The following is a 12614-nucleotide window of genomic DNA, read 5'->3' on the forward strand; positions in this document are numbered from 1 at the left end:
ATTCGCGGTATCTCATCCGCTAACACGTAGCGGGATGACAGCAGTCCTACGTCATGCCGCCGCGAACCGTCATACTGCCGCAGATCGTCATACCGCGATTCATTCGCGGTATCTCTTAGCATAGATCCCGCTAACAAGCAGCGGGATGACGGTTGTCATGGTGTCATGAAAGTAGCTGACACTGGTTTCTATCCAAGAGGGTGTCATCCGAGTAGCTTGACTACTTGGATCCAGAAAACTTAACTTTAAATAAGTGGCTGCATAATAAAGACTAGATTCCAGCGTCACGTGCACAACTGTACGAACGTTGTGATTTTGGCCCATCAGGAGGGTGTCATCCCAGTGCTTGACACTGGGATCCAGGAATTTTAATTGTAAGTAAGCATACTGAGTTGATAAGTATAAAAGTAGCTAGAAAATAAACATTTTTGATGAGATTATATGGAAAACTGGATTCCAGTGTCAAGCACTGGAATGACAAGAAGAGGGTACTTGGATAAGAGGCATTGCCCTTCTGGTAGGCCCAAATCACAATGTTCGTACAGTTATGCGTTATGCGCTGGAATGACAACGTAAGGTGAATTTTTCAACATCCCAAAATTACAGAATTTAGTCTGTTTAATTAAGTGTGAACTGTTACACGAAAATTTTGTAAACAGATTAATATGCCCTGTTTTTGCTATTCATCTAAAAATGGAGCCATAGAGTACGTTGATGAGCATAAGCAAATTTTAATGCAAAAATTACTATCAGAAAATAGATTACGCAAGAGGTCTAATTATTCTGCCGCAATTTTGCTCTATCAAACTTGCCACATTTAATATTCCAGCTTCGTCATAATAATTTCCAATCACTTGCAAGGCAAGTGGTAAACCCTCATTGGAAAGCCCAACAGGAACAGAAATAGCAGGCAATCCTGCAAGACTTGCTGGCACGGTAAACACATCATTGATGCACATAATTAGCGGATCTGGCTTTTCATTTAAGCCAAAAGCTTCTGTTGGAGCAGATGGCACAAGTATGTAATCTATTTTTTCAAACGCTTTTATAAAATCATTTCTGATTAATGCTCTAATGCACTGCGCTTTTTCGTAATATTCATTATAATGACCTGAAGAAAGCGCATAAGCGCCAATTAAAATTCTTCTTTTCACCTCTTTACCAAAACCTTCTGCTCTTGTTAGTGAATACATTTCTTCAAGGGTATCAGCATCAAACCTTAATCCATAACGCACACCATCGTAACGAGCAAGATTGGATGAAGTTTCAGCAGAACAGATTAAATAATAGACCGGTATTGCATATTTAGTATATGGCAGAGTAATGTCAACAACTTCAGCGCCATTTTCTTTTAAATAGGAAGCAACTCTTTCCCAATTATGAACTATTTCCTCTGAAATTCCATCCATCCTATATTCTTTTGGTATACCAATACACTTACCCTTGACATCACCATTTATAAAGCTAGAAAATTTAGGCACTGGCTTTTCGCTCGATATTGAATCTTTTTTATCATAGCCACAAATTGCTTCCAGCATTAATGCTGAATCAGAGACAGAACGAGTAATGACTCCTGCTTGATCCAGAGAACTCGCAAATGCAATCATACCAAAACGCGAGCATCTTCCATAAGTTGGCTTTATTCCAACTACTCCACAATAAGCTGCTGGTTGGCGTACAGATCCACCGGTGTCGCTTCCTAACGCTCCAGCGCATAAAAATCCAGCAACCGATGCTGCAGATCCACCAGATGATCCACCAGGAACAACTTTTTCCCCATCACTTTTTCTAATCCACACATTTTCAACAGGGCCAAAATAGCTGTTTGTGTTCGCAGAACCCATAGCAAATTCATCCATATTAAGCTTACCGAGCATGGCTGCTCCACTTTTTAAAAGCAAGTCAGACACCGTAGATTCGTAAGTCGGAACGAAATTTTCCAGCATTTTTGAGCATGCTGTTGTTTTTATTCCTTTTGTACAGAATAGATCTTTGATGCCAACTGGTATACCCATGAGCGGCGAGATTAAATCATCCTTTTGCCTAGAGAAATGTTCATCTGTAGCTTTAGCAGCTTTCATTGCTATCTCTGGGGTTTTTGTTATAAATGCATTTAATTTCTCATTTTCAACCGCACTGATGTGCGCCTCCACGAGTTCAACAGCGGAAAAACTCCTTTTTTTGAGCCCGTCATGCATTTGTGTAATACTTAACTTTTTTAGTTCATTCATCAATATTTAATTTTTAGCAAGACGTTAATTATAACATGGCACGATAAAAAATCCATACATTTATAGTTACAGCTAGAAATATAGCTAAGAACCTGTACATAATTGATGCTCAGAGTGTAAAGAACGCAGATACTGCTGAAGAAAAAGGCTATGACGCTGGTAAAAAAATCTCAGGGCCATATCGCAGTTGATACTCAAGACATGCAATTTATGTAGCAACTGCAGGAACAACTAGTGCTGTGAGAATGGTCAACAATGCAAAAGAAAACCTTTCTGGAGTTAAAAATATACTGGTTGATGCGGGCTATACAGGAGAGAATTTTGCAACTCAAATAAAAGATATTATTGGTGCAACTGTTGAAGTAATAAAGCGAAGTGAATTTGAACAGGCTCTTACAAAGTATACAAAAAACGTTTACAATCAACGTTCAACGTGATAAATTAAAGACGGTTTATTCCTCGGTAGCTCAGTGGTAGAGCAGTTGGCTGTTAACCAATTGGTCGCTGGTTCGAATCCAGCCCGGGGAGCTCTTCTCTGTGAAATTCTAGTGTTAATCTTATATGGGCATTAAATCAGTTGTCTTATGTATACTAGATGGCTGGGGAAATGGAGTAGAAAGCAGTAAATATAATGCTATTAGCAACGCAAATCCACCCTGTTGGCAATATATTAGCTCTAATTATCCAAAATGCAGTTTGTCCGCCTGTGGAACTGATGTTGGGTTACCTGGTGGTCAAATAGGTAATTCAGAAGTTGGCCATATGAATATTGGCAGTGGTAGAGTAGTAATGCAAAGCCTTCAGCGCATTAATCAAGAAATTGGAACAATAGAAAACAATGCAAATCTACAAAGCTTTATTAGTAATCTAAAAAGTAAGAATGGAGTATGCCATCTGGTGGGATTAGTGTCAGATGGCGGTGTTCATTCGCATCAAAAGCATATTTCGACTTTAGCAAATAAAATATCACAGCATGGAATCAAAGTGGTGATACATGCATTTTTAGATGGCAGAGACACATTACCAAATTCAGGAAAAAAATGCATTCAAGAATTTATAAAGAGTATAAAGGGAAATGACATAAGAATTGCTACTGTTTCTGGGCGTTACTATGCTATGGACCGTGATAACAGGTGGGAGAGAACAATTGAAGCTTATGAGGCTATCGCATTTGCAAAGGCACCTCGTCATGATAATGCAGTATCGTTGATTGATGAAAATTATCAAAATAACATAACTGATGAGTTTGTCAGGCCCGCAGTAATAGGTGACTATCAAGGTATAAAACCAGAAGATGGAGTGCTGTTGGCTAACTTTCGTGCTGATCGAATGATACAATTAGCAAGTATTTTACTAAACCAATCAGGTGTCATTCCAGCGCGTGACGCTGGAATCTATGGTCAAACTACTCGTACGACAGAAGGTCGTAAACGAAAACCATTTTCTTTAATTCTAAGTATGATGAAGTATAAAGAAGATCTTAAAATTCCTTATATTTTTCCTCCTATATCTTTTGCTAACACTTTAGGACAAACAATAGAAGACAATAAATTGCAACAATTACGCATCGCCGAAACCGAAAAATACGCTCATGTGACTTTCTTTTTCAATTGTGGAAAAGAAGAACCTTTCTCTGGTGAAGAAAGAATACTCATTCCCTCACCAAAAGTTCAAACTTATGATTTGCAGCCCGAAATGTCAGCCTTTGAGCTCACAGAAAAGCTTGTAGAAAAAATTCACTCCCAAGAATTCGCACTGATAGTTGTAAATTACGCTAATCCTGATATGGTAGGGCATACAGGTAATATAAAAGCAGCCGAGAAAGCTGTGCTAGCTGTAGATGATTGTCTTGCGAAAGTGCTGAGTGCTGTTAAAAAGTCAAGCAACACTGCATTAATTGTTACTGCAGACCATGGTAATGTGGAATGTATGTTCGATGAAGAAAATAATACACCTCATACAGCGCACACTCTAAATAAAGTGCCATTTATTGTGTCTTGCGATAATCTAAAACTAAGAGACGGAAGATTATCTGATATCGCTCCCACTATTTTACAGCTACTTGGAATTAAGAAACCGGATGAAATGACAGGCAGTTCGTTGATTTCTTGCATTACCCTCTGTCATTCCAGCTAGGCAGCGTCATGCGCTGGCAAATAGATGTGTTTTAACTTAACCCAACTTTTAAATTTTTCGCTGTTAGTACTAATGATTCATTAAAGAAGCTGTCTATATCACCAATATTACCTATACTTTTTGTACTGATAGATTGGTCAATCCTTTTGACTAAATTAGATAAAACTTTATTAGGGCCAATTTCAACAAATTTGTTAATGCCACGGCTTGCCATATACAAAACCATTTCTCTCCATTTCACTCTGCTTATGACTTGTTTAGCAAGTAAAGCTTTTATAACTTTGGGATCACTCTCCTCTTTAGCTGTAACATTTGATATCAAAGGAACTATAGGACGGGTTATTTTAATACCCTCCAAAAATTCCAAAACTTTTTCATCAGCAGGTTTCATAAGAGATGAGTGAAAAGGTCCACTAACCTGTAACTTAACTAATCTCTTGATGTTCAAGTTCTTGAGCAAATCGGGTAATATTTCAAGACCCTCTCTAGTACCACTTATAACCACTTGTCCGCCACCGTTATCGTTTGCAATTTCACAAATTCCGTCAATTTGAACTGATTTCAATATATCTTCCACTTCATTTATCTCTGCTCCAAGCAACGCAACCATTCCCCCTTCACATTTCAAAGAAGCTTCATGCATTGCTTCGCTGCGAACTTTCAGCAGCTTGATTGCAGACTCAAGAGTCAATGCCCCTGCAGCACATAGCGCTGTATATTCACCGACTGAATGTCCACAAACATATTTAATTCCATAATTAGAAAAAAGAGATTCACCAAACACATGCTCGATAACGCGTAGCGTCGCGATTGACACTGCCATTATAGCTGGCTGAGCGTTTTCTGTAATGGTTAATTCTTCAATAGGACCGTTGAAGATTAAATGAGACAGCTTTCTACCCAATATGCTATCCACTTCATTAAATACTTGTCTTGCAACGGAAAACTCACTATATAAGCTCTTTCCCATTCCTACAAACTGAGAGCCCTGACCAGGGAAAGCAAAAATCATGATAACTATTATTTATTCCTTATTAAGTATAACATTTTATTTATTTTTTGTCAATATTTTAGAATAATGATTGACTTAGTGAATTAAGTTCACTAGAATATTAACTGACTAAAAGTTTATAAGCAACAATGGCAGAAATTGATTATCATAAGGTTACTATAGTCATGACAGATGGTCAAGAGTTTGAAACTCGTTCCACTTATGGAAAGGAAGGTGATAAGATAAAACTTGATAGGGATCCTCTCACTCACCCTGCATGGACTGGAAGTTTGACAAGCGGGTCAGCAAGTAAAACTAGCAAATTAGCTAAGTTTAACGATAAATATGGGGATATTTTCTAGTTTTTCGCTTCTTTTTCAGAGTGAAGCATGCATAAATACAAAAATATAGGCTATATCGCTTCTGAGTCACCAAAATCGCAGGAAGTATCTAAACTATTAAAGAAACTTAATTTTATCAATATAACAGAAGAAAATAAGTCCGAAATCGATCTATTGATAGTTGTTGGCGGTGATGGCTTTATGCTACGCACCTTGCATAATTACGTTATAGAAAACAAAAACACACACGTATACGGAGTAAACACTGGCAATGTTGGGTTTTTGATGAATAAATGCTTTAGCCGCAGTGAAGATTTAATTGATCATATAGAGCACGCAACTTCAACTCAGTTAACTTTACTAAAAATGGAAGCAACAGACACAAGTGGCAAGAAATACCACTATATAGCGGTAAACGAAGTATATGTTTTTAGGAAAGCAAACCAAATAGTAGAGATGAATATTACTATTAATGATAAACTAAAAGTAGAAAAATTTAGAGGGGATGGAGTAATATTATCTACTCCCACAGGCAGCACTGCATATAACTTCTCTGCCGGTGGCCCAATCTTGCCACTAAATTCAAACTTACTTGCACTGACCTCCATCAATAGCTATTACCCAAGGCATTGGAATGGAGCACTAATCTCAAATGATACGATCGTACAAATTGACATTAACGACACAAAAAATCGTCCAGCGCTTGTAGTATCAGATTACAAAGAGTTTCATAATATATCACAGATAAAAATACAAAAAGACCATGAGAACACAATCACTCTGCTTTTTGACAAAGACGACTCACTCAATGAAAGAATCTTTGATAGGCAATTTCTATACTAAATTTTTCATAATTATCCGTAAACTGGTATTTACTACATCTTAATAACTATAGCGTAATCAACACAACATAGTAATTAATTTTGGAGTAAATATGGGACCAGTAACGAATCTACCATCGTCTGAAGAGAATGCACTATTAATATTTGACTTTGATCAAACAATTACAAATAAGTCTATGTGCAATTTCTTTACATCCAAGGGATATGATGATTATGATTCTGGCAAAGAAAAAGCAGTAATTAAAGAAAAAATAGAAGAATTTTTACAAAAGGAAGGCTCGGGAATCAAAAATAAAGAAAAGCTAAGGTCTGTATTAGATTCTGCACTTTCAAGCGGAGTAGAAGTTGCTATTGTATCGTCTGCAAAATACATAAAAGCAGTAGAGTATGTAGTGAAAAATCATTTAGGCTTAACAGAAGAGCAGGCACAAGGTATTAAAGTAGTTGGAGGAACGACTAAGCGTCAAGATCCACTAAATTCAGCAGAAGTAGCTAAAAGAATGAATGAGCCTCAAGATCCACAAATTGGAAAACATCTATGTGTTTTATCTCTTTTAAAAGCATATAAGAAAGACAAAGGTATGTTACCGCAAAAAGTCATGTTAGTTGATGGTAATCAGCGGGGCATTAATCCTGCTGATGACTTTTATAAAAGCATCAAGGAAGGATTATTAGAAAAAGATATGAAGGGTCTCTTAGAAAATATAGATCAAGAAATAGCGGAAGTTGATATCAGGGAAGAGGAAATAAACAATATTGCATTTAAAGGGATTAATGTATCTAGTGAGCCAACAACAGGAACAGAAGGAGCAGCGGATGATGGTTATTTAGGCAAAGTAGAAAAATGGATTGGAGAACCTATACCGAATCCTCAGGATATTAAAAGTCCAGGTACGTTTCCAACTCCTCCACCATCGTATAAAAGCAAAGATGACTCTGAAGAGTCTTTGTCACTAAATTCTGATATAGGTAGCACAACAAATAAAAAAACAAACAGATCCTGGCCAAGAGCAAAATATGCCATGCAGCAGAAGGGCTTTATAATTTTTGGTGCAAGTGCTATTATACTTGGCACATCTGCAGCTTTATTATACTTACAAGATAAAGCAAAATTTATTGCATTTTTTACAAACAGCCCAAAATATATCACTATACCAGTTATCGCACTTGCTGCGTTGCTTGCAATTAGTCCAATACTTTTTGCAATAAGGCAATTTAGAGATACTGCAGAGCATAAAACTCAAGAAAAAAATGCGGATGGAATTTTAGATGAGGTGTTAAAGCATCAGCCAGAAAATAAAGCTATAAAATCTGTAAGATTAGAGTATAACAACAACACTCATTCAAATTTTATATTTAATGCTTGGGAATCTAAAAACGACTTCATTAACATTGATGAAAAAGTAATTAGTAGAACTAATAAAATAGAATCAGTAATTAACAATAGGCCACTATTTACTGCATTACTGACCGGTGTAGTTGCTGCAAATATAGCACTTCCTTTATTGCTGTACGCGGAAGGCGGTGTTAATAACGTACAAAAATTTTACCAAAACCCTTTGACTAATAACATAGGGTTATCATTGCTTATAGGCTCAGGTGTACTTGCATTATTAGTTGTATGTTTTGGCGTGCATTATTATAACAAAACAAATTGCACTAACCTTATATATTCTCAGGAAAAGATTAACACTGAAAGCGTTAACAAGAAATTCATTGAAGAAATAAAACAAGAAAGAACAGAGGTTCTTGGAGAAAACCACAGTAAAGATGCTAAACGCAGCAGCTTAACGCTTGAGCAAGTTGTAGTCCAATCTCATAATTGTAAGGATGTTGTTTATAGTGTCGGTTAATAAAATGCATGATATAGCTAGTGCAACCCTACGTCATACCGCCGCAGAATAATTAACCGTCATACCGCCGCGGTATCTCAGCCGCTAACAAGAGATCCCGCTAACACGTAGCGGGATACTTAACCATCGTCTACACCGTCATACCGCCTCGGTATCTCAGCCGCTAACAAGAGATCCCGCTAACACGTAGCGGGATGACGAATATACCGTCGCGGTATCTCTTAGCCGCTAACAAGTAGCGGGATACTTAACCATCATCTACACCGTCATACCGCGATTCATTCGCGGTATCTCGCTAACACGTAGCGGGATGACAGCAGTCCTACATCATATCGTCACGGTATCTCTTGGCCGCTAACAAGCAGCGGGATGACGGTTGTCGTTTAGCTACAAACGTTAAGAAATTTACTAAACGAAAAAAAAGGCAAAAGAAGCCCTAGTCATTGTCTATTTTCAGTATTGGCGTTTTTTAAGCCTTAAACACTGCAATTTAGCTGCTTTTAAATGCAACTAACCTTAGTTTAAATGTTTAAGAAATTTACTAAGCAGAAAAAAAGGCAAAAGAAACCCCGTGGTAATTAGTGTTCACTCCCTAATCCTGCAAATTGGCGTACTATACTGTCTTAAACGACTTATAAGCGCGTTTCAGCTTATATAGGTAAAAACCTAGAAATATTGTGAAGACATAAGGTGCACATAGTGCAAAAAATTAAAAATAAGACGCCAACTACGTTGTTTTCTTGCTGTTTAATCTGCACAGATGAAGATAACTGAATACCTTCAGTTTCATGATAAGGGGGCTGGCGAAGGGTGTCAAGTAAGTTTTTCTTTTCCGTGAATTCCCTTTGAAGTCGAGTATTGAAAATTGACTGGAGAGTTGTGGATTACTTTGTATATGTCATAACAAGCCATGGCACTCTCGGCAAAACCACTTAGTATCAACTTGAGTTTGCCTGGATAAGTAGCTATATCTCCGATTGCATATATTCTATCTCTACTGGTTCTAAGTGTAGCTGGGTCGACAATTATGCGGCCATGTTCTAACTCTATACCCCAACTGTTTATTGGACCAAGATTCATTGACAATCCAAAAAATGGCAGCAAAGAATCAGCGGATATTTCTTTTTCTTCCTTAGAGGCAATGTTTTTTACTATCACTGCGCTCAACTGCCCATTACCTCCTGCTAGTTCGTGTAATTGATATGGCACTACCAGTTCTATCTTTCCATCATTTTCAAGTGATTCTAATTTATTTCTAGTTTCAGGAGTGCAGCGAAATTCCTTTCTTCTATGTATCACATAAATTTTCTTTGCAACTTTAGAAAGTTCTACAGTCCAATCAGCTGCAGAATCACCCCCCCCTGCAATGACTATAGTTTTGTCCTGAAAATCAGAAATTTTATTTACACTGTAAAATACAGATTGATTTTCATATTTTAATATACCACTTAAGGGTGGACGGTTAGGTTCAAACATTCCGTTACCTGCAGCAACAATAACAGCCTTACATTTTACCTCTGTACCTGTGTTAGTTATGATAGTAAAGCTTTGATCACAGTTATTCGAAATCTTTTCCACTTTTTGACTTAAATGGTAAACAGGCTCAAATGGTGAAGCTTGCTCCATTAATTGCTCAATTAATTTTTGGGCAGTAATTACAGGATAACCAGGTATATCATATATTGGCTTTTCTGGGTAAAGAGCTGTGCATTGTCCTCCTGCTTGATCCAAAACATCTATTATATGACATCTCATATCAAGCATTCCCGCTTGAAAAGCAGTGAATATTCCAATAGGCCCTGCACCTATTATTACTATATCGGTTTTCATATTCAGATGGTAATCTATTTATAGATATTAGCTTTCTTCGCTAATAAGGTCAATTTACAAAGGGATGTATTTTTAAAAGATGTGGCTAGATTAGATAAGATTTCCAGCGTTATGAACCACATAGTCCAAATAAGCTCTAAAAATCAGCTAACATCGCGGGATGCTGTGCGGACGGAATGGGATTCGAACCCATGGTACGCTCATCACGTACGTCAGTTTTCAAGACTGGTGCCTTAAACCGCTCGGCCATCCGTCCATTTCTTTTCTATCACAACATTTGATTTTAAGCAATCTATAAAAGCTTTACTTGCCCACGCAAAAGTTGCTAAACACACTACTCAATATTTCCTCAACATTAATAATTCCAATCACCGCACCAAGTTCAAATGCAGCAAGCCTCAAATCTTCAGATATCAACTCAATTGGATTATCGATATTAAAACGTTGTAAATGTTCCAGTGCTTTCTGCATGTGACTCCTATGTCTTTGCCGAGTAATCACAGGAGTGTCTCTATCATGCCCAAATTTTTCCTCTGCCTTCTTTTTTATGAGAGAGATCAACTTGTTTGTACCTATTCCCTTTAAAATAGAAATAGGTAGAAAATCTACATCGCCAATCAGTATATTTCTGTCATTAATTGCATCGTCAGCTTTGCTCAATACATAAATAGTATCGCTATTTACAACGTTGCAATTGATATTATAACGTTGTTCAAAAGGAAATAGTTCTATTCTTAGATCAGCTTCAAAAGACCTCTTTTTTGCTCGACTTATGCCTTCTGATTCTATCGGGTCTGAACTCTCACGAATTCCAGCAGTATCAGAGAGAATGATTGGGTATCCGCCAATGTCAATATGAGCTTCAAGCACGTCTCTTGTTGTGCCTGCATATTCAGAAACAATAGCAATATCACGCTTGGCTAAGAAATTAAATAGAGTTGATTTACCGACATTTGGTTCACCAGTTATTACAATATGTAAACCCTCACGCAACCTTTCGCCCCGTCTATTATCATTTAAATGCTCTTGTATCAACTGCACGAGAGATTGCACTTCATTATTAATTTTTTTCAATTCACTTTTTTCTGCCCAAATGTCCTCTGGAAAGTCTATATATGCTTCGATTTTGGATTGTATCGTTATTAATCTTTGCCTCCAATTGCTGTATAGTCTCTCCAATTCTCCCGATATCTGCTTAATCGCTTGTTTAGCTTGCATTTTCGTCTCAGCATCAATTAAGTCTGCAATCCCTTCTATTTGCGTTAAGTCAAATTTACTATTTAGAAAAGCCCTAAGTGAGAATTCTCCAGGCTTGGCCATAACGAAAATTTTTGATAATTCCTCTAAGATGATTTTTATGACTGCCTTGCTTCCATGCACTTGTAACTCTATAACGTTCTCGCCAGTGAAACTGTTTGGAGCAGGGAAATAGATGATTATTCCATTATCTATCAATTGATTGGAATCATCATATAGATCAACTAAAGTAGCAAATCTTGGTTTAATTTCTTTCTTAATATGAAAATGATTTAAAGCTTTAAGCGCGTAGTTGCCTGAAATTCTGATTACTGCAACTCCTGACTTACCCAATACGGTCGATAAAGCGAAAATAGTTTCATTTGTGTTTGTCATTATTTATATAAACTACTTAGCAATATTACACTTAAGAAACCAAAATACCTAATTTGAAAATATTCAAAATTTTTATCTATCTTGCTAGTTTATAGTAATATCATGTTAATAAATACATTATATAAAAAACTGCAAAGGTCACTCAGGTGAAAATATTTATTTTGAAAACTGATAATATGATTTATAATTATCAACATAGGTTTTAAATATTTTATGCTCAAGAAATTAGCTTGGTATTGGTCTTTTATAGAGTTAATTAAAGGGTTTGTTATTACATTAAAATATATGTTTAAGCCAAAGGTTACTTTGAGGTATCCTATGGAGAAGGGCCCTTTAAGTCCAAGGTTTCGTGGTGAGCATGCGTTGCGTAGGTATCCAAACGGTGAAGAACGATGCATAGCTTGTAAATTATGCGAAGTTATCTGCCCTGCTCAAGCAATAGTTATTGAAGCAGAGGAAAGAGAAGACGGTAGTCGTCGCACCACGCGCTATGATATTGATATGACAAAATGCATATACTGCGGACTTTGCCAAGAGGCATGTCCAGTTGATGCAATTGTGGAGGGTCCTAACTTTGAATTTGCTACTGAAACAAGAGAGGAGCTAATGTACAATAAAGAAAAGTTATTGCGTAATGGTGAAGTTTGGGAAGACGCAATTGCACTCAGGTTAAAAAAGAATAGACCGTACTACTGATGTTAAAAATTTATAGCTTTCAAATCATTCCTCTGTTACCCAGGTGCTGTTTTTCTGTCATT

10 protein-coding genes, 2 tRNA genes and 1 pseudogene are annotated in these 12614 nt (G+C 36.9%); 8 read left to right on the top strand and 5 right to left on the bottom strand.

Translation table 11 applies throughout. The features are described 5' to 3' along the window. Nucleotides 1–761: 761 nt before the first annotated feature. A complete protein-coding gene (gene gatA, locus ACFZP3_RS06975) occupies nt 762–2231 on the bottom strand; it encodes an Asp-tRNA(Asn)/Glu-tRNA(Gln) amidotransferase subunit GatA (protein ID WP_386086977.1) in 1470 nt (489 codons plus the stop codon). 98 nt (nt 2232–2329) lie between these two features. Between gatA and ACFZP3_RS06980 the strand changes: the two are divergent. The 4 genes and pseudogenes from ACFZP3_RS06980 to gpmI form a co-directional block, all read left to right on the top strand. Then, nucleotides 2330–2441: pseudogene (locus ACFZP3_RS06980) on the top strand (IS5/IS1182 family transposase); the annotation flags it as partial. A 35-nt stretch (nt 2442–2476) separates the two neighbouring features. Further along, nucleotides 2477–2668, top strand: a complete 192-nt coding sequence (locus ACFZP3_RS06985; RefSeq protein ID WP_253309452.1) for a hypothetical protein — start codon at nt 2477–2479, stop codon at nt 2666–2668. A gap of 19 nt (nt 2669–2687) precedes the next feature. Next, a tRNA-Asn gene (locus ACFZP3_RS06990) sits at nt 2688–2759 on the top strand. Between the two features lie 33 nt (nt 2760–2792). Then, nucleotides 2793–4367: a 2,3-bisphosphoglycerate-independent phosphoglycerate mutase gene (gene gpmI, locus ACFZP3_RS06995; RefSeq protein WP_386086976.1), complete on the top strand. Its 1575-nt coding sequence runs from the start codon at nt 2793–2795 to the stop codon at nt 4365–4367. A 31-nt stretch (nt 4368–4398) separates the two neighbouring features. Here the strand turns inward: gpmI and fabD are convergent, their stop codons facing one another. Continuing rightward, on the bottom strand, nt 4399–5379 hold the full coding sequence (fabD, locus tag ACFZP3_RS07000) for an ACP S-malonyltransferase (protein ID WP_253309450.1): 981 nt from the start codon (nt 5377–5379) through the stop codon (nt 4399–4401). Nucleotides 5380–5507: 128 nt separating this feature from the next. Between fabD and rpmE the strand changes: the two genes are divergently transcribed. From rpmE to ACFZP3_RS07015, 3 genes are all read left to right on the top strand, one after another. After that, nucleotides 5508–5720, top strand: a complete 213-nt coding sequence (gene rpmE, locus ACFZP3_RS07005) for a 50S ribosomal protein L31 (protein ID WP_253309449.1) — start codon at nt 5508–5510, stop codon at nt 5718–5720. A 27-nt stretch (nt 5721–5747) separates the two neighbouring features. After that, entirely contained in the window at nt 5748–6542 is a 795-nt protein-coding gene (locus ACFZP3_RS07010) for an NAD kinase (protein ID WP_264688435.1), read from the top strand. 91 nt (nt 6543–6633) lie between these two features. Continuing rightward, the gene (locus ACFZP3_RS07015) at nt 6634–8394 is read left to right on the top strand and encodes a hypothetical protein (protein ID WP_386086975.1); all 1761 of its coding nucleotides are present in this window, start codon (nt 6634–6636) and stop codon (nt 8392–8394) included. A gap of 813 nt (nt 8395–9207) precedes the next feature. On the opposite strand, the gene ACFZP3_RS07020 is transcribed toward ACFZP3_RS07015, so the two are convergent. The 3 genes from ACFZP3_RS07020 to mnmE form a co-directional block, all read right to left on the bottom strand. Further along, nucleotides 9208–10224 (bottom strand): NAD(P)/FAD-dependent oxidoreductase, encoded by a 1017-nt coding sequence (locus tag ACFZP3_RS07020; RefSeq protein ID WP_386086974.1) that lies wholly within the window; start codon nt 10222–10224, stop codon nt 9208–9210. A gap of 168 nt (nt 10225–10392) precedes the next feature. Beyond that, nucleotides 10393–10480, bottom strand: a tRNA-Ser gene (locus ACFZP3_RS07025). Between the two features lie 47 nt (nt 10481–10527). After that, on the bottom strand, nt 10528–11856 hold the full coding sequence (gene mnmE / locus ACFZP3_RS07030) for a tRNA uridine-5-carboxymethylaminomethyl(34) synthesis GTPase MnmE (RefSeq protein ID WP_264688437.1): 1329 nt from the start codon (nt 11854–11856) through the stop codon (nt 10528–10530). Between the two features lie 213 nt (nt 11857–12069). Between mnmE and nuoI the strand changes: the two genes are divergently transcribed. Further along, nucleotides 12070–12552, top strand: a complete 483-nt coding sequence (gene nuoI, locus ACFZP3_RS07035) for an NADH-quinone oxidoreductase subunit NuoI (protein ID WP_386086973.1) — start codon at nt 12070–12072, stop codon at nt 12550–12552. Nucleotides 12553–12614 lie beyond the last annotated feature (62 nt).

It is taken from the genome of Wolbachia endosymbiont (group A) of Norellia spinipes (genome assembly GCF_964273535.1).